This window comes from Turicibacter sanguinis, from assembly GCF_013046825.1.
Taxonomy (GTDB): Bacteria; Bacillota_I; Bacilli_A; order MOL361; family Turicibacteraceae; genus Turicibacter; species Turicibacter sanguinis.
Genome location: NZ_CP053187.1, coordinates 2344166 through 2361743, shown reverse-complemented (window position 1 = coordinate 2361743; position 17578 = coordinate 2344166). Strand labels below are relative to the sequence as shown.

Here is a 17578-nt window from a genome sequence, read left to right as displayed (position 1 = left end):
TGATAACATTAAACGTATGAGGTGATAAATATGAGAATCTTAGTTGTAGAAGATGAGATTCGCTTAGCAGAAGCGATTAGCCAAATATTAAAAACAAACAAATATGATGTGGATGTGTTTCACGATGGACAATCAGGTCTTGATTATGCCTTAACAGGTATTTATGATTTAATTATTTTAGATATTATGTTACCTAAGTTAAATGGATTTGATATCTTAAAGATGTGTCGTCAGGATAAAATTAAAACGCCGATTTTATTTTTAACTGCAAAAGATGAAATTGCAGATAAAGTCCGTGGACTTGATTTAGGAGCTGACGATTACTTAACCAAACCCTTTGCGACCGAAGAGCTATTAGCGAGAATTCGCGTTCTTCTTCGTCGACAAGGTGAAATCACAACGGATACCCTACGTTTTCATGATGCTGAACTTAACTTATCCACTTATGAGCTATCTTGTGGAGTCAAATCAGTAAAACTTGGGTTAAAAGAATTTAACATTTTAAATTATTTATTTTCAAATGGTAATCAAATTGTAACTAAAGAACTATTAATCGAAAAGGTATGGGGATTTGACGCAGATGTTGAATACAATAACGTTGAAGTTTATATTTCTTTTCTTCGAAAAAAATTATCTTTTATTAAATCAAATGTAATCATTCGAACGGTCAGAGGCGTTGGATATTGTTTAGGAGTCAATGAATCATGTTAAAAAAACTTAAGAAGCGATTTATTTTGATTAATCTATCCATTCTGATGTCGATTTTTCTTGCTATTTTTGGCGGGACGTATTATTTAATGTACAAAACGAATGTGTCTCAAGCAATGGTCTTGATGGAACAAATCGCCCAAAATACAAGCATTTCACAAAAATTTCCACCGAAGGGGGGATATAATTTAGATCGCAAAGGCCCCTTTCCACTCAATGAAGGTCTGATGCGTAATCATTTTACAGCTTCAATTGATAACACGACTCAAACTTTAACCATTACCTCAAATTTAGAGTCTGATACTGATTTATCGGGAGTGGAATCTATTGTTGAAGATTTATACAATCGTTCGACTGAAACGGGAAAAGTTACAATTAACTCCCTTCCTTTTCGCTATTTAAAAATTACGCGTCCTGAAGGAACACTCTTTGTTTTCTTAGATCGTTCTTCTGAAATGACGACCTTGACGCAACTTGCACTTGTCTTAATTTTTATTGGATGTATTACATTAATTGTTTTAGCTGTCATTAGTTTTTATTTAGCGTCTTGGGCAATTAAACCAGTGGCTTTAGCTTGGCAAAAACAGCAACAATTTGTCGCCGATGCTTCCCATGAATTAAAAACTCCCTTAACAGTCATCCATACAACGACAGATGTCATTTTAGCGAATCAACATCAAACCATTAATGAACAACGAAAATGGATTGATCACATTAAATCTGATACGGAACGAATGTCAAAACTTGTTAGCGACTTACTCTATTTAGCGAAAATTGATAGTAATGAAGTGTTATTAAAATCAGCTTCTTTTGATTTAAGCGAAGCCATTATTAATGCCGCGTTACCGCTTGAATCGGTGTTCTTTGAGTCTGGGAAAGAATTAGTTTTAGATATTGAACCGGACTTAATGTTTACAGGCGAAGAAGAACGAATTGCACAAGTAGCCATTATTTTACTTGATAATGCATTGAAACATTCACCAACTCAAACTCAAATTATGCTTTCTTTAAAGAAAGAGCATGAACAATTTATTTTAGCTGTCAAAAATAAAGGTGTTGGGATTCCACCTGAGCATCTTGATAAGATTTTTGAGCGTTTTTACCGTGCTGATGAATCACGTGCTCGTGATACAGGTGGCTATGGATTAGGTCTTTCTATTGCTAAAACAATTGTTAGCCAGCATCATGGGCAAATTTCAGTGAAAAGTATTCCAAATGATGAAACAACGTTTACAGTCATCTTCCCTACTAAAATTTCGAAGCGCCATCAAAAATGAGATAGCCTCCTATTTATACCTTCGATATCAGCACAAAAGTAGACATTTATTTCATTTTGCGATAATCTATTAGTAATTAAGGAGGATGCAGGTAATGAAATTTATTTCATGGAATGTAAATGGATTGCGTGCTTGTGTGAAAAAAGGATTTTTAGATTTTGTCGAAGCAGAGCAACCTGATTTTTTATGTGTACAAGAAACAAAATTACAAGAAGGTCAAATTGATTTGCAATTAGATGGCTATTATCAATATTGGAATTATGCCGTGAAGAAAGGTTATTCAGGAACGGCTATTTTTACAAAACATGAGCCATTACAGGTGACTTACGGCCTTAATATTGCAGAACATGATCAAGAAGGTCGTGTCATTACCCTCGAATATAATGATTTTTATTTGGTAACGGTCTATACACCTAATTCTCAAAATGAGTTGGCACGACTCGATTATCGCTTGACATGGGAAGAAGCTTTTAGAAATTATTTGATAGGATTAGATGTTTTAAAACCAGTCATTGTTTGCGGTGATTTGAATGTAGCCCATCAACAAATCGATTTAAAAAATCCTAAAACAAATACAAAAAACGCTGGATTCACAATCGAGGAACGTAATGAAATGACGAAACTATTAAATAGTGGGTTTATCGATACATTCCGTTATTTTTATCCAACAAAAGAAAATTGTTATAGTTGGTGGTCTTATCGTGCAGGCGCACGTGCAAAAAACGTTGGATGGCGTATTGATTACTTTATTACCTCAAAAGCATTAGAATCAAGACTTGAAGATGCGAGAATTTATCCTGATGTTTTAGGATCTGATCACTGTCCAGTTGGATTACAATTGAAGAAATAAAAAAGAAGTATGCAACGCATACTTCTTTTAATTTCCATTTGATTCTACCTGCCCTTCAAAAATCTCTTTTTTTCCTTTAGCAAGCTTTGAATGAGTCAATAAATCATAAAAACCAGAAATACTGTATGAAATAATCATGACTATAATAATCGCCATAACATGTGAAGATCCAAAATATTCAATCGCCATCATAATTCCAGTTAACGGTAAGGCTGTTGCGCCGCAAAAAACTCCAATCATCCCAAGTGCTGCAACTGAAGCAACAGGTAATTTAAAAAATGTTGCAATGGCACTCCCAAATGTTGCTCCAACAAAAAAGGTTGGATTTCCACGTCCCCCTTGAAAAACAGACCCTAGGGCAACAGCTGTAAAAATAATCTTCCAAATAAACTCAATGAGACTAACGGGTTCCTCAAAGGCTAAAGCGATATGTGACTGTCCTAACCCATTATAATTATCCCCAGCCATCCAAAAAAGAATAATTGTTAGCACGCCCCCTACCATGCCTTTAATATAGGGGCTCTTAATCCACCTAGAATAAATTTTAGGGGCTAGGTCTAAAGCCCCATTAAACATCATGGCCACCAGTCCAAATAACAGCCCCATTCCAACTAATTTTAAAATTAAAGTCAAATCAAGAGCTCCAAGCTCTAAAGAGGGATAAGTAATGAGTTCATCTCCAATTTGTTTCGCAACCTCACTTGAAATAACACTTGTTAAAAAAGCAGGAAGTAATGCTTCGTAATGAAACTTTCCCTTTAAAACTAATTCCATTCCTAAAATAGCTCCGGCTAATGGTGTATTATAAAGGACGCCAAAGCCACTTCCAACACCTGCAACAACTAATGTCCGTTGCTCCTCATCACTTAAATGAAATTTTCTTGATAAAAAATCACCTGTTATCCCACCGATCGCAACTCCCGCTGCTTCTTTCCCTGCTGATCCTCCAAAAAAAGTTGTCACCAAAGATCCAATCACAACAGCCGGAATCATGGAAAGCGGAATATTCTTCGCAGCTTGTTGAACTTCTGATTTTAGTAAATTCTCTCCTGAATACGCATTTCGTCTAACTTTCACGTATAAAAAACTGATAACTACTCCTGCAACAGGTAAACCAAAGACTAACTTCTCATGAGTGCTCCGATAGTGATTAGCTGTACTTAAGATTTGTTTAAATCCACCTACCATCACACCAATCATGACTCCCATTAAAAGACTCAATAGGATCCATTTAACGAGTTGTAAGCCTAATTTTTTGAATGAATCCATTTCAACTCCACCTTTTATTTATTATTAATTCTAGTTTTAACATTTAATAACATTTTATGAATTTTTCATAACAAAAAAGAGATCCGACTTCGATCTCTTGTTATAATTCTTCTTTTTTCAATTGAATATTATTAAACTCATGAACATCTAATAAATGATTAATCTTGAATTGAATATAACGACTATTTTTCGTCATAATTAAGACTAATCGCGACATGAACATCAATAAAATACATGACCAGCCAATGTTAAATAAAAACATATCCGACTCAAAGCGATAGCAATAAATAATGGGTAATAATAATGATAAAATGAGTAATAACACTAACATAATTAAAATGATTAAATTTAGTTTTACTCGTGTCTGAATCCCCACCATTAACTCGAGCGTTTTTTCTAATTTATGATTTCTCATTTCAAGTAAACGTTTGGGAATTTCATCGCCTGCATAATAAAAGGCTCTCCCCATATTTTTCGTTAAATGAATATGAATTAATAAATATTGTAGCACCACCCCAATAATTGTCCCATTAACTAAAATAACAGCTAAAATAATACAATATTCTTTAAATGACGAACGTGTCATTAAAACTTCAACTAAAGAAATTAAAGATAAAAAAGTTCCGATATTAAATCCAGTTAAAAAAGTCGTCCATTCTTTAGGATTTTTCCCCATCTTCATCTTCTCCTCTCACTCGACAGTTATTCCATTTTAACATATGAATTTTAAAGATGTTGTCTATCTCTGTCTATAAAATTCAAAAAAACCACGTCAAACGCGGGTTTTTAATCGCGTAATTCGACATGGTTGATGAGTTATTTTTCTTTAGAAATGGCATATGCAGATAACAAAATTAAAATACAACCTGTTAACTTTAAAATTGTTAAATCTTCGTGTAATAAAATGAGTCCAAATACAACGCTTGTGATGGGTTCAAATAAACAAAGAATCGATGCTTTGGTGCTTCCAATTAATTTAATTCCGATTTGCAGTAAAGCAACGGCGAACACTGATACTAATAATGAAATGATTAATGTTAATCCCCAGGCGATGGGCGTTAAATTAATCATTAAAGAATGAGTTCCCATCCCATAAACGAACACCGCAGCAGATACCACTAAGTTAATATAAAAAGTCAGTTTAAACGAATCTAACTCTTTAAGGCCACTTTTATCAATATATAAAATGAAGAAGGCGTAAGTCATTCCTGATACCAACGCTAAGAAAACACCATACAAACTAATATGACCACTTAAATCAATAAAACATAACATTCCAATCATAGCCAGTATGATTGAGATGACTTTAGCTCGTGTCCACTTTTCTTTAAAATATAGAACAGCTGCTAACACAACAAATGCAGGATAAACAAAATGTAGTGTTGTCGCCATTCCAACTGATAAATAGTCATACGTCGCATAAAGCGTGATTGTTGTAACTGTCTGCCCTAAAATTCCGACAATTAGCAAATGAATCCATTGTGACTTTGTCACTTTTAATGAGACTTTTCTATATTTCAAGATACCATATAGCACAGGTAAAGAAAAAAGGGCTCGATAAAAGGTCAAACTAATTGCGTTACTTCCACCACTATAGGTCCATTTAGCTAAGATTGGGGTGAATCCAAAAAGAAAGGCAGATAAGATTGTGAGTAAAACACCTTGATTTCGTTTCATAAACCGGTCAACCCTTTCTCTTTTAACCACTAAATAATCAGTTATTTCGTCTATAGCCTATCAGATTTATTATAAGCAATCAAGGTTTTTTTATCTATCTTTTTTATTTGAACAGCTGTTTACAACACTTAGCACGATGGACGGTATAAAAAGGTGAATCTGCTTTTTTTAGTTGTTCGGGTGTTGGATATAACAGTTGTTGCTCAGCAACTGTTACCTGAGGCATCCAAAGTAGGTATTTGGTCATAAAAATAGGGCCAGTTTGCTCATCGATGCTTTTATTCTCATCATTAGATAGCGAATATTTTAACCCATCTAGTAACTCTTTGATTAAATCATGTTTTTTCGTCACAGCCATCAACTCATTTGATAAATAGAAATCATCTTCGGTGCCTACGAAAAATTCACCCTCTTGTAATAAAGGTTCAATGTTTTTAAAGCATTCCATATCAATGTCAACATAGACTCCGCCATATTGATATAACACTTCGTAACGGACAATATCCGCTTTTTGTCTTAGATCCTCTACCTGATTATAAAGATCTTGATTTTGTAAAGGAATCAAATTCTCATCTGTCCATAGGATAAATTGCCAATCAGGGTGATATGTTTTCCATGACTGCATATATGACTGAATTTGAGTTGGAATCGGACGCTTTCCAAGCCAAATTTGATGAATAATTTTAGGAATTAATTGTCCCATATTTCCCCCTCCTTTTTGTTATACCATATGATATTTTCTTCCAAAACGCCTGTACATTTTTCCCCTTACAAACCAATAAGCCATGACAGGTAGGAGCCTCAAGTAATTTAACTTGTTTAACTTTATGAAGTTTTATATAATAAGTGAGTGAATTAGAGAAGATGAGGAGGATTTATGAATTTTTCAAGCTTTTTAAAATTAATTGAAATCCAAACTAAAGTGGCCAGTATTATCCCCTTTTTATTTGGGTCATTATATGTCTACTACCGTTATCATGTTTTTTCTATCAAGAATGCCGTCATTATGTTTATCTCAATGATTATTTTTGATATGACCACCACGATGATTAATAATTACATGGACTACAAACAGGCCATAAAAAAAGAAGGTTATGGTTATGAAATCCATAATCCCATCGTTGGTGATCAATTAGCACCTAAACAAATTAAACGGTTGATTATTTTCATGCTTTGTTTATCTGGTTGTTTTGGACTGTTACTCGTTAGCCAGACGAATGCCTTCGTTCTTTTTCTTGGAATCATTTGCTTTATTATTGGGATTGGTTATTCTTTTGGTCCTCTTCCCATTTCAAGAACTCCTTTTGGCGAAATTTTTTCAGGGATTACGATGGGATTAATTCTGACTTTTATTAGTATGTATATCCATATCTACGATCAAGAGTTTATTAGCTTTCATCATGAGAGTACACATATTGAATTATTCATGAATGTGTCTCAATTGTTAGTTTTAGTCATTGTGTCGATTCCATTGATAATGGGAATTTCTAATATTATGTTAGCAAATAACATTTGCGATATGGATGATGATTTAATAAATCAACGCTATACCTTACCGATTTGTATTGGAAAAGAGCGTGCCCTACTTTTATTCTTTGCACTTTATATTTTTGGATATTTTTCAATTATCTTTGGTGTGATGATTGGTGTTCTACCTTTCGTTTCATTAGTCACTTTAGTGACACTCAAACCGGTCCTTCACCATATTAAACAATTTGTTGATGCTCCCTCAAAACAGCATACGTTTAGTTTAAGCGTCAAAATTTTTATCCTCATTAATGTTGTCTATCTTTCAAGCATTTTAATAGCGATTATCATTTAACGAGTGTCCCTCAAGCACTCGGTTTCATTAGGTAAATAAAAAACCATAAGGTTAAAATCCTTATGGTTTTTTTTGTATGTTATTCAGATTACTCTTAAGCTTCTTGTTTTACTGAACGTTTTAGGAAGGCTAAGATTAAGGCTCCCACAACAGATCCAATTAAAATAGCTACTAAGTACATTGGCCAGTTTCCTACTACTGGGAAGACGAAGATTCCACCATGAGGTGCAGGTAATGTACAATTAAACACCATTGTTAACGCTCCCGCTACTGCTGATCCAATCACACAAGATGGAATGACTTTTAGTGGATCGGCTGCTGCAAATGGAATAGCTCCTTCTGTGATAAATGATAATCCCATAATATAGTTAACTTTACCAGCATCTTGTTCTTGTTTTGTAAAACGGTGTTTAAAGAAAGTTGTCGCTAACGCAATTGCTAACGGTGGAACCATCCCACCTGCCATTACAGCTGCCATAACCGCTTCATTTCCTGAATTTAAAGATGCAATCCCAAAGACATAAGCCGCTTTATTGAATGGTCCTCCCATATCGATTGCCATCATACCAGCAACAACAATTCCTAATAAGATAGCTGAACTTGTTCCTAAACTATTTAAGAAGTTAGTTAATCCATTATTTAAAAAGGCTACTGGTGGATTAACAATAAATGTCATCACAATCCCAATTAACAGTGTTCCTAATAAAGGATATAATAGCACCGGTTTAATTCCTTCAAGTGATTGTGGTAAGAATGATAATACTTTTCGAAGTAATAATACTAAATATCCGGCAATAAACCCTGCTAGTAACGCACCTAAGAATCCTGCCCCACCAGCGTTTGCTAAGAATCCACCAACAAATCCGACAACCATCGCTGGACGGTCTGCGATACTAACGGCAATAAATCCAGCTAAAACAGGTAATAAGAATCCAAATGCTGCATCTCCTACTGATTTAAAGAAAGCTGCAAACGGCGTATTTGAACCAAAATTACTTGGATCAATTGAGCGATCATCAAATAGGAATGCTAAAGCAATTAAAATACCACCTGCTACAACGAATGGTAACATGTTTGACACACCATTCATTAAGTGTTTATATAATTGACGACCAAGGCTTTCGTTTGATTCTTCCACTTCTTGTGCGCCTTCTGCACTATGATAAACTGGCGCATCGCCATTAATGGCACGCGTGATTAATTCTTCTGATTTATGAATTCCATCCGCCACTTTTGTTTGAATCACTTTTTTACCATTAAAGCGTGCCATTTCTACTTTTTTATCAGCCGCTACAATGATTGCGTCACAGTTTTCAATTTCTTCTTTCGTTAAAACATTTTTAGCTCCTGCTGATCCGTTTGTTTCAACTTTAATTGAAATTCCCATTTCAGCTCCTTTTTTATTTAAACTTTCAGCAGCCATAAAGGTATGAGCAATTCCAGTTGGACAGGCTGTTACCGCTAACACTCGAGGGTATTTTGAATCTTTTGCTGATGTTGGCGTTTTCACCTCTTCAACCACTTCTTCTTCAGGGAATTTTTCTGTTTCCTTCGCATCAATTAAAGATAAAAATTGATCCACTGATGTGGCATTCATTAAATCTTGACGGAATGTTTCATCCATTAATATTGTTGATAAACGTGATAATACTTCTAAGTGAGTATTATTCGCTCCATCTGGTGCTGCAATCATGAAGAATAAGTGAGCTAAGCTTCCGTCAAATGATTCATAGTCCACTCCTGCTTTACTAACGGCTGCTGCTAAACATGCTTTTTTAACCGCTTTCGTTTTGGCATGAGGGATTGCAATTCCCTCCCCAATACCTGTTGTACTTTGCTCTTCACGAGCAATAATACCTTGCTTATACTCTTCTTTATTATTTAAATTGCCACTTGCATTGACTAAATCAACTAATTCATCAATCGCTGACATTTTATTAGTTGCTTTTAAATTTAAACTAATTGATTGCTTATTTAATAAGTCAGTAATTCTCATTTTTAAAGCCTCCTATTATAATGGTTTAACGGTAATTTGATCTACTAACTGATCAATATATTCTTTTGTTGCGACATCTGAAGAAAAGGCAGTTGCACTTCCACTCGCTGCCCCTAATTGTAGGGCCTTTTCATAGCTATGAGAGTTTAAATAACCCGCCATAAATCCAGCAACCATTGAATCTCCTGCTCCAACAGAGTTTTTAACTGTTCCCTTTGGAACATTACTTTGAAACACATCATCATTTTCTGTGATTAAAACTGCGCCGTCTCCACCCATCGAAATTAAGACATTTTGAGCACCCATTTCTTTCAACTTACGTCCATAAACCAGTAGCTCATCAATACTTTTAATTTCAACATTAAACATTTCCGCAATTTCATGATGATTTGGTTTAATTAAGAAGGGACGATATTTTAAAACATTGAGCAATAAGTTTTTCGTGGCATCAACTACAATTTTGACCCCCTTGTTTTCCAAATGCTTCATAATTTCTTCATAGAAATTATCAGGCAATGTTCCCGGGATACTTCCTGCTAACACTAAAACATCTTCTGCTGTTAAACCATCGAATTGCGCATACAAGTTGGCAATATCTTCTTTAGAAATCGCAGGCCCAACTCCATTAATTTCAGTTTCATCTACGATTGTTTTCACTTTCATATTAATACGTGAGAAGCCTTCTTTTAAATGAATAAAATCCGTTTTAATTCCTTTTGAATGGAGACTCTCTTGAATAAACACTCCTGTAAATCCACTAATAAATCCTAAGGCAACATTATCAACCCCATGTTGATTTAAAATTTGTGAGACATTGATTCCTTTTCCACCCGCATATAAGTTTTCAGTACTCACACGATTGACAGAGCCTTCATTTAACTGATCCATCGTCACGACATAATCAATGGACGGATTTAATGTAACTGTATAAATCATTGTTTCACTACCTTCACTGTTGTTTTTTCATGATAACGATTTAAATCGTCTTCTAAATTTGTAATAATCGTTGCATCATTCAATTCTGCAAAACGCGTAAAACTGACTTCTCCAAATTTACTTCCGTCTGCTAAAACGAAGATATCATTTGAAGCCTTAATGGCATTTTCTTTAATCATGGCTTCTTCTGGATCAGGTGTTGTAAATCCATGCATAGAGTGAACCCCATTAGCACCCATAAAGCATTTATCAAAACAATAACGATTTAATGTCGTAATCGCTTCATACCCTACGACCGCTTTAGTATTTCGCTTGACTTTACCGCCTAAAACAAAACACGGGATGTCATACTCAATTAATGATTCAACATTAGATAATCCATTTGTGACGACCATGATTTTTTTTCCAGCTAAATATTTAATCATCTCAAACGTCGTCGTTCCAGAGTCAATATAAATGCTATCACCATCTTCAACAAGCGCGGCAGCGTATTTGGCAATGGCGTCTTTTTCATGACTGTTTTGTGCAGCTTTTTCATTATAACTACTTTCAACAAATTTATTTTTAACATTAACTGCCCCACCATGAACGCGTTTTAAATAATTTAAATTTTCTAGAAAAACTAAATCTCGTCGAATTGTTGATTCTGAGATATTAAATCTTTCAACCAGGTCTGAAACTTTGACCGAGCCTTTTTGTTTTAATTCAGTTATAATGAGTTGATGTCTCTCTTCCGTAATCACTTTTTCACCTCAGTTATTAACTTACCCATATTTATCTAAATCTATTTAAGAATTTATTTTATTGAAGTTGTTTACAACCCTATTATATTTAAAACGATTACATAAGTCAATCATTTTTCTTCACAAACATTCATTTTCATTCAAAAACCTTTCGTAATCATTCATCGACCGAAAATGATACAGCTTTCAACTATCATTTTGGACCTTTAAGTGTTAAAATTCATTCAAATTCATTCATAAAACAATCAAAATTATTTTCTCTTTTTGACTAACAAAAAAAAAGATGATAGATCCCGCAATCTATCATCTTTTTTTCCTTATTATATATAGGCGGTCATTTCACGAGTGAAATAATACCATGATCCATTCACACCGCAAAGTCTCCAACCTTCTTTTCCTAATTCATTTAATTTTTGATTTAATATTTCCTGAGTTTTGGTTTGTTCCTGATTAAGGACACTTTTAATATCTACGTCTATTTGTTCTAATCGGTATTCAAATTTTTTCATCGCCTAAAGCTCCTTTAATGATTTGATATCACATTATAAGTATGAGCTTTAAAAAATATGCTACTTTGGAATGTTTTTTTTATTTTTTTGATGAATTTATTTGTCTTACATCCTACCAACTAAATTTATGACGTTTTGCCACTTGTTTTTTTTATAAATCTTAATAAGCTTTTGCCCAGTATACAAGTTTCGTTGCCTTTTTCCCGCAGCAAACGCAACTGTCACTTATCTGCTCTTGAACAAACGGCATACATCGTGACGTAAATCCAACCTCTTCTTTAATTTTATCTTCACATGCTTGATCTTCACACCACATGGCTTTCGTGAATCCTGGGTGATTATCTGCATTATTTCTTAACTCCTCCATGTTTGTCGCTATAAAGGTCATCTCTTCACGTTTAGCTAATGCTTTTGCAAACAAACTTTGTTGAATGTCTTCTAATAATTCCACCACTTTTGTTTCAAGATCATCTAATGATACGATGATTTTTTCACGTGTATCACGACGAACTAAGACCGCCTGATTATTTTCAATATCTTTTGGTCCGATTTCAACGCGAACTGGAATTCCCTTCATCTCATACTCACTAAACTTCCATCCTGGTGTTTTATCCGATGTATCACACTTGACACGAGCAACACTTGCTAGACGTGTTTGAAGCTCACATGCCTTTTCTATAACCCCCTCTTTATGGGCTGCAATTGGAATAATCATCACTTGTGTTGGAGCGACACGTGGAGGTAGTACAAGTCCACTACTATCCCCATGCACCATAATAATAGCTCCGATTAAACGAGTCGTCACACCCCATGAAGTTTGATGCGCATATTGCATCTTTGAATTTTTATCACTGTATTTAATATCAAAAGCTTTTGCAAAACCCGTTCCAAAGTTATGTGACGTTCCACTTTGAAGAGCCTTTCCATCATGCATTAAACTTTCAATCGTATACGTCGCCTGTGCACCCGCAAATTTTTCTTTTTCTGTTTTTTGACCTTTAAGCACTGGAATTGCTAAAAATTCTTCACACATTTTGGCATACGTATTGAGCATCAGTAATGTTTCTTCCTCTGCTTCCTCAGCTGTAGCATGTACGGTATGCCCCTCTTGCCATAAAAACTCAGTTGTACGTAAGAATGGACGTGTTGTCTTCTCCCAACGAACAACAGAACACCATTGATTATATTTCTTCGGTAAATCATTATAACTTTGAATAATTTTTGAATAATGATCACAGAATAACGTTTCAGATGTTGGACGAACAACTAATCGTTCTGATAATTTTTCATTTCCACCGTGTGTCACCCATGCGACTTCTGGAGCAAACCCTTCAACATGATCTGCCTCTTTTTGAAGTAGCGATTCTGGAATTAACATCGGCATGTACACATTTTCATGTCCTGTTTCTTTGAACTTTTGATCTAGATACTGTTGAATATTTTCCCAAATGGCATAACCATATGGGCGAATAATCATACATCCTTTCACACTCGAATAGTCAACTAATTCAGCTTTTTTAACAACATCCGTATACCACTGTGCGAAATCTTCATCAATCGCTGTAATGGCTTGAACAAGTTTTTTACTCATGTTAACTTCCTCCCTACACAGTTTACATTCTATTGACTCATAACCTTTGTTTCATGATGAGCTATACAGTGTGAGGGGTTCATCAGTGATTTCTGTATACAAAAAAACCACCGATTTGCTCCCTCTGCAAGGGGCCAAAATCGGCGGTACCACCCTAATTATGATCATATTCCATGGCACTATGATCACATCTTTTTCATCGATAACGAGATGAATCGCTGTAGCCTACTTCAAGTTTTCGGTACAGGGCTCCAAGGCTGGTTCAAGACACCTTTTTGAGAATTTTCACCAACCATTCTCTCTCTACAAAAAAGGGAAGTCTTTACTATTCCTTTTCAACGCGAATATTTGTCTAAATCTTATCCAATAATTTTACATTCGTCAATAGTGTTTTTTCAAAAAATATATTTTTTGTTAAATTTAATCGATTTTAAACCCAAAAAACAATACCTCTCATGCCATATTGACTACTTAGGTCAGTCAGCTTTACATTCATCTGTTTTACTCTCATCTAAAAGTTCACAATCCCTTGTTTTCAATCTGCTCTACTGATGTTAAATGGATTACTATATAGAAACAGAAATGTATTTCACTATTATAAATGAGTCTCAGTACTAAAGTCTTTTTGATCCTTAGGCGTCACTATAGTCCAGTTAAAAGTTTTCCAAGTGTGAAAAACTTATCTGGACTTATATATATAAGCTTTACTTTCGATAAAAAAATCAACATTCATGACAAACGTTTCAATCGAAAAAGTCAATATTAAAAAAAATTCCAAATCCATTTTTCACTGATTTCACCTTAAAATTAGCATTTCTTAAACCTGTTGCTACGCCATTCAACAATAACGCTTGAATCTTCACTATGTCCTCATGATTTAATAAGAATTCAACAGACTCCGCCGTTAAATAATCATTCTTTATCAGTGATTCAGATGATTTATACATCTCAAATAAACAGACAAAATCAACCGCAACTAAACCATAAATTTCTTTCAATCACTCACTCTAAATTTCCATTTTTTATAATTTATTATCCCCTGTTTTTCATAAAAAAATGATGAGATAAACAAGAAAAAGAAGAGCCCTTAACTCCATCTGCTCTTCTTCCTTTATTTTATTTTTATGCTTCAAATGTAATGTCAAAACTAGATTCACGGCGTCCTGTTACAGCGTTTGCTAATGCTTGTAAAACTTGCTCACTCAATTCTTCTAAACGTCCTGTTGATAGTACTTCTGCATGTGATAAAGAGCACACAAATCGTGTATAAATATGATCAACTACCGGGAATTTTACTTCTGTTTCTTCACAAGTTAAAATGATATTTTGACGATTCCCTCTAATTTTTACGTTTGTTGGACACTCAGTGATATAGTTGATAAATTCTTTCTCAGTTCTCATGCTAGAAAACCCCTTTCGCACATTTCATTTTTTCTTTCCTTGATGAACTTATTATAGCATGTTGTGAATTAATGAACAATGATTTTGTGAAAAAATATTCAATGAAACCTTGTGAAAACGTACACAAATAAAAAATAACCTATTTTAAACTCAAAACCTCTTATAAATGTCGAAATTTAAACTCGAACAGATGCTTCTAACAGTAATTTTTTTTGTCAATCGGCATCAATTTCTACTAATCCGCCATAAGATAAAATCATCATCGATGAGTTATGACCAAAATTCAAATCGTAACCCATCATTCAATCACGTAAGCCAAGCTCCTCAATCACGACCTGATAAATGACCACCTCATACTCATCCTTCTCATCGTACGGCTTCCCAAACAAAATCCCTCTTACTTGTTGCAAACTCCCCATTGCCCCATCATTTCGAAGCCCATACTTGATAACACTTGGGTACAATTGATTCTCAGACATCTCAAAAAATAACATCACCTCTTTCCAATTTTAGGCCAAAGACTCATCCCTTTTGCCATCTCAAACACTTCAATGCAAGCTCCGAACAATCGTCCTGTGATTCCCCCACCTCCTTGCAACCACTTCGATCCTTCGTTTTTCACAACTTAGCGTCGTTGATGACATAACTCATAGTCACAATGCAGGTATTCACTACCCAAATTCCAAGACATCTTGATTTCACCTCCTACATCAGTTTCAAATAACATCTTCTGAACGCAGTTCTTCGCATACTCAAACATACCACCATTTTTTGCAAATTCTGCGAGTAAACTCGGTCCATAAAAGCTAGAAAGACCTGCCTTAAAACACATTAAGTGACCAATTGTTGTATCAGAATGACCAATCAAAATTTTAGGATTCTTTTTAATGATCTCAAAATCTATATACAAACAGAAATGTATTTCACTATTATAAATTAATCTCAGTCCTGAAGTCTTTTTGATACTTAGAGCTAACTATAGTCCAGTTAAAAGTTTTCCAAGTGTGAAAAACTTATCTTGACTTATATATATACGGTAATCATTTGATGAGATTATCACCACCGATACAATTAAAAATCACTTTGATGCTTTCATCTCAAAAAGCTTCCAACAAAGATTCTCATCTCCTCCCCCCTAGGATAAACTAATGGTTGTCACTTATCTCCTTTGTTTTATTTTTTCGGTTTCATTAACATCTTACTACCCTCATTATTTTGTTATATATTACCATGAAATTTAAAAAAGACATGCTTTTTTAGCATGTCTTCTTTCAATAACACTGAAAAGATTCAATTCTTCTTAAATCGATTCCACCATACACCCAGTACCGACCATTCCATCTAAACCCTGCAATACTTTTATGTCCGACATAAGTGAAATACACCCAGTACCCACGACCATGGCTACCTGTTGGCCAAATATAGACATATCGATATAGACAATTTGCAATACCACCCGGATCAATGGCAAATGGTTTAGCCTGGCTTTGTTGTGGCGTAAAATTTGGCGGTGGTGACTTAGGTGCTTCACTTTGTTTTGGTGGTTGATTATAAGATGGGCCCATCATCGGTGGTCCATAAGGTGGCATATTAGGTGGTGGTAGTACTTGCCCTGGCCATACATTCGAATTAAAAGGCTGACTTTGAGCATTCCATGAATCCTGAGTTCCTGTTGGAACTTGGATACTATTCGGTCCTTCATTAATCGTTGTCCAGCCGAGTGCATCATCTGCTCCAACATTAACAATTCTAATATTAGAGTATTCCATTTCTATCCCTCCAATCTTGCTAGAATAGTCTATGTCTTTTTTTTTGATAGGTGACTTCTTAGTTTCAATTCATTCACCCTCTAATTGATGTTCCTCTTGCATCATCCATTTAGACACATCTTCTACTTCTTCAATGACTAAATTTTGATTTAGAACTTGATCAACATATGTTTTTAAAGGGTGTTGCTGGGTAGCCACGACAAACGTAAACTCTACATTTGTTGCAACTCCCCACTGACCTTCCCTATTCATTGCCATAAGACTCATAGAACTAACTGTCCCACGCTTTCTCATCAGTTTATTTTCAAAGCGTTTCAGTGCCTGGGCACATGCTTCCATTGGACTACAACCTTCTTCCATTAACCTCACCACCTCATATGATAAGCATCCTTTCATAATCTCTTCGCCAAGTCCTGTTGCTGCCGCTCCCCCTACTTCACTATCTGCATAATACCCCGATCCAATAATTGGAGAATCCCCCACTCGGCCTGTTTTTTTCATAAACAAACCACTTGTTGACGTTGCTGAAATAACTGTCTGATTAGAATCAACGCCAACCATACTCACTGTGTCATGTCCATCATACGGTGTTAAGTCAACATTTTTCATTAACAACTGACGAGCTAAAAATTCATCTTTAGCTTTTTTCGTTAACATATTTCGCTTTTCAAAGCCTTCAACATGCGCATATTTTTCTGCTCCATTTGCAACTAAAAAAACATTTACCTCTTCATCCGATAACTTCTTCACTACATCAATTACATTTTTTATATCTCGAGCTGCTCCCACAGCTCCAAAACTCAACGTATTTCCATTCATCCACCCTGCGTCAAACTCACAAACACCTTCTTCGTTTGGCAATCCCCCATATCCAACCGATTTATAACGTGGATTATTCTCTACATCATTAATCGCTACTTTAACCGCTTCATCTGCTGTTTTTCCCTCACTTAAAAGATTCGCCGCCAACCGAACTCCCTCTTTTGAAAAATACCACGTTGCAATGATTCCCCATCTCATCATTTCACAC

At 35.0% G+C, this 17578-nt stretch carries 19 protein-coding genes and 1 other annotated feature; of the genes, 4 read left to right on the top strand and 15 right to left on the bottom strand.

Features of this window, described 5'->3' with window-relative positions:
• Positions 1–30: 30 nt before the first annotated feature.
• The 3 genes from HLK68_RS11465 to HLK68_RS11455 all read left to right on the top strand — a co-directional run bounded on the left by HLK68_RS11465 (position 31) and on the right by HLK68_RS11455 (position 2835).
• Positions 31–711, top strand: coding sequence for a response regulator transcription factor (locus HLK68_RS11465; RefSeq protein ID WP_006785513.1), 681 nt, complete (start codon positions 31–33; stop codon positions 709–711).
• Positions 705–1985 (top strand): sensor histidine kinase, encoded by a 1281-nt coding sequence (locus tag HLK68_RS11460; RefSeq protein WP_132942960.1) that lies wholly within the window; start codon positions 705–707, stop codon positions 1983–1985. Before HLK68_RS11465 ends, HLK68_RS11460 begins: the two co-directional genes overlap by 7 nt.
• A 94-nt stretch (positions 1986–2079) precedes the next feature.
• Positions 2080–2835, top strand: coding sequence for an exodeoxyribonuclease III (locus HLK68_RS11455; RefSeq protein ID WP_006785511.1), 756 nt, complete (start codon positions 2080–2082; stop codon positions 2833–2835).
• Positions 2836–2862: 27 nt separating this feature from the next.
• Here HLK68_RS11455 and HLK68_RS11450 read toward each other — a convergent pair whose 3' ends face one another.
• From HLK68_RS11450 to HLK68_RS11435, 4 genes are all read right to left on the bottom strand, one after another.
• Entirely contained in the window at positions 2863–4104 is a 1242-nt protein-coding gene (locus HLK68_RS11450) for a chloride channel protein (RefSeq protein WP_006785510.1), read from the bottom strand.
• 100 nt (positions 4105–4204) lie between these two features.
• Positions 4205–4780: a hypothetical protein gene (locus tag HLK68_RS11445; protein WP_006785509.1), complete on the bottom strand. Its 576-nt coding sequence runs from the start codon at positions 4778–4780 to the stop codon at positions 4205–4207.
• A gap of 140 nt (positions 4781–4920) precedes the next feature.
• Positions 4921–5781 carry a DMT family transporter gene (locus HLK68_RS11440; protein ID WP_006785508.1) on the bottom strand — a complete coding sequence of 287 codons (861 nt, stop codon included), beginning with the start codon at positions 5779–5781 and terminating at the stop codon, positions 4921–4923.
• Between the two features lie 103 nt (positions 5782–5884).
• Positions 5885–6484: a glycosyltransferase family 32 protein gene (locus tag HLK68_RS11435; RefSeq protein ID WP_006785507.1), complete on the bottom strand. Its 600-nt coding sequence runs from the start codon at positions 6482–6484 to the stop codon at positions 5885–5887.
• Between the two features lie 174 nt (positions 6485–6658).
• Here HLK68_RS11435 and HLK68_RS11430 point away from each other — a divergent pair, with 174 nt between their 5' ends.
• Positions 6659–7603, top strand: coding sequence for a 1,4-dihydroxy-2-naphthoate polyprenyltransferase (locus HLK68_RS11430; protein ID WP_006785506.1), 945 nt, complete (start codon positions 6659–6661; stop codon positions 7601–7603).
• A 94-nt stretch (positions 7604–7697) separates the two neighbouring features.
• Here the strand turns inward: HLK68_RS11430 and HLK68_RS11425 are convergent, their stop codons facing one another.
• The 11 genes from HLK68_RS11425 to HLK68_RS11375 all read right to left on the bottom strand — a co-directional run bounded on the left by HLK68_RS11425 (position 7698) and on the right by HLK68_RS11375 (position 17571).
• Positions 7698–9599 carry a PTS fructose transporter subunit IIABC gene (locus tag HLK68_RS11425; protein WP_006785505.1) on the bottom strand — a complete coding sequence of 634 codons (1902 nt, stop codon included), beginning with the start codon at positions 9597–9599 and terminating at the stop codon, positions 7698–7700.
• Positions 9600–9614: 15 nt separating this feature from the next.
• Positions 9615–10535, bottom strand: a complete 921-nt coding sequence (gene pfkB, locus HLK68_RS11420) for a 1-phosphofructokinase (RefSeq protein ID WP_006785504.1) — start codon at positions 10533–10535, stop codon at positions 9615–9617.
• Positions 10532–11278: a DeoR/GlpR family DNA-binding transcription regulator gene (locus HLK68_RS11415; RefSeq protein WP_132942961.1), complete on the bottom strand. Its 747-nt coding sequence runs from the start codon at positions 11276–11278 to the stop codon at positions 10532–10534. Before HLK68_RS11415 ends, pfkB begins: the two co-directional genes overlap by 4 nt.
• A gap of 320 nt (positions 11279–11598) precedes the next feature.
• Positions 11599–11787 carry a DUF4177 domain-containing protein gene (locus tag HLK68_RS11410; RefSeq protein ID WP_006785502.1) on the bottom strand — a complete coding sequence of 63 codons (189 nt, stop codon included), beginning with the start codon at positions 11785–11787 and terminating at the stop codon, positions 11599–11601.
• A gap of 160 nt (positions 11788–11947) precedes the next feature.
• Positions 11948–13378 (bottom strand): proline--tRNA ligase, encoded by a 1431-nt coding sequence (gene proS, locus HLK68_RS11405; protein WP_009607576.1) that lies wholly within the window; start codon positions 13376–13378, stop codon positions 11948–11950.
• Positions 13379–13504: 126 nt separating this feature from the next.
• Positions 13505–13726, bottom strand: a binding site (T-box leader).
• Between the two features lie 395 nt (positions 13727–14121).
• The gene (locus tag HLK68_RS11400) at positions 14122–14376 is read right to left on the bottom strand and encodes a hypothetical protein (RefSeq protein WP_132942962.1); all 255 of its coding nucleotides are present in this window, start codon (positions 14374–14376) and stop codon (positions 14122–14124) included.
• 124 nt (positions 14377–14500) lie between these two features.
• Positions 14501–14779, bottom strand: a complete 279-nt coding sequence (locus HLK68_RS11395) for a hypothetical protein (protein ID WP_009607548.1) — start codon at positions 14777–14779, stop codon at positions 14501–14503.
• Positions 14780–15081: 302 nt separating this feature from the next.
• Positions 15082–15273: a hypothetical protein gene (locus HLK68_RS11390; protein WP_132942963.1), complete on the bottom strand. Its 192-nt coding sequence runs from the start codon at positions 15271–15273 to the stop codon at positions 15082–15084.
• A gap of 131 nt (positions 15274–15404) precedes the next feature.
• The gene (locus HLK68_RS11385) at positions 15405–15689 is read right to left on the bottom strand and encodes an LD-carboxypeptidase (RefSeq protein ID WP_040764128.1); all 285 of its coding nucleotides are present in this window, start codon (positions 15687–15689) and stop codon (positions 15405–15407) included.
• Between the two features lie 361 nt (positions 15690–16050).
• On the bottom strand, positions 16051–16548 hold the full coding sequence (locus HLK68_RS11380) for a hypothetical protein (RefSeq protein ID WP_202979832.1): 498 nt from the start codon (positions 16546–16548) through the stop codon (positions 16051–16053).
• A gap of 69 nt (positions 16549–16617) precedes the next feature.
• The gene (locus HLK68_RS11375; RefSeq protein ID WP_230311921.1) at positions 16618–17571 is read right to left on the bottom strand and encodes a N(4)-(beta-N-acetylglucosaminyl)-L-asparaginase; all 954 of its coding nucleotides are present in this window, start codon (positions 17569–17571) and stop codon (positions 16618–16620) included.
• Between the last annotated feature and the right edge of the window lie 7 nt (positions 17572–17578).

Excerpts from the sequence above, each read along its gene's own strand:
- HLK68_RS11455 (WP_006785511.1), top strand. The coding sequence starts at position 2,080 with ATGAAATTTATTTCATGGAATGTAAATGGATTGCGTGCTTGTGTGAAA.
- HLK68_RS11390 (WP_132942963.1), bottom strand. The coding sequence starts at position 15,273 with ATGTTATTTTTTGAGATGTCTGAGAATCAATTGTACCCAAGTGTTATC.
- HLK68_RS11425 (WP_006785505.1), bottom strand. The coding sequence starts at position 9,599 with ATGAGAATTACTGACTTATTAAATAAGCAATCAATTAGTTTAAATTTA.
- pfkB (WP_006785504.1), bottom strand. The coding sequence starts at position 10,535 with ATGATTTATACAGTTACATTAAATCCGTCCATTGATTATGTCGTGACG.
- HLK68_RS11460 (WP_132942960.1), top strand. The coding sequence starts at position 705 with ATGTTAAAAAAACTTAAGAAGCGATTTATTTTGATTAATCTATCCATT.
- HLK68_RS11445 (WP_006785509.1), bottom strand. The coding sequence starts at position 4,780 with ATGGGGAAAAATCCTAAAGAATGGACGACTTTTTTAACTGGATTTAAT.
- HLK68_RS11395 (WP_009607548.1), bottom strand. The coding sequence starts at position 14,779 with ATGAGAACTGAGAAAGAATTTATCAACTATATCACTGAGTGTCCAACA.
- HLK68_RS11375 (WP_230311921.1), bottom strand. The coding sequence starts at position 17,571 with ATGATGAGATGGGGAATCATTGCAACGTGGTATTTTTCAAAAGAGGGA.
- proS (WP_009607576.1), bottom strand. The coding sequence starts at position 13,378 with ATGAGTAAAAAACTTGTTCAAGCCATTACAGCGATTGATGAAGATTTC.
- HLK68_RS11410 (WP_006785502.1), bottom strand. The coding sequence starts at position 11,787 with ATGAAAAAATTTGAATACCGATTAGAACAAATAGACGTAGATATTAAA.
- HLK68_RS11440 (WP_006785508.1), bottom strand. The coding sequence starts at position 5,781 with ATGAAACGAAATCAAGGTGTTTTACTCACAATCTTATCTGCCTTTCTT.
- HLK68_RS11380 (WP_202979832.1), bottom strand. The coding sequence starts at position 16,548 with ATGGAATACTCTAATATTAGAATTGTTAATGTTGGAGCAGATGATGCA.
- HLK68_RS11450 (WP_006785510.1), bottom strand. The coding sequence starts at position 4,104 with ATGGATTCATTCAAAAAATTAGGCTTACAACTCGTTAAATGGATCCTA.
- HLK68_RS11435 (WP_006785507.1), bottom strand. The coding sequence starts at position 6,484 with ATGGGACAATTAATTCCTAAAATTATTCATCAAATTTGGCTTGGAAAG.
- HLK68_RS11465 (WP_006785513.1), top strand. The coding sequence starts at position 31 with ATGAGAATCTTAGTTGTAGAAGATGAGATTCGCTTAGCAGAAGCGATT.
- HLK68_RS11430 (WP_006785506.1), top strand. The coding sequence starts at position 6,659 with ATGAATTTTTCAAGCTTTTTAAAATTAATTGAAATCCAAACTAAAGTG.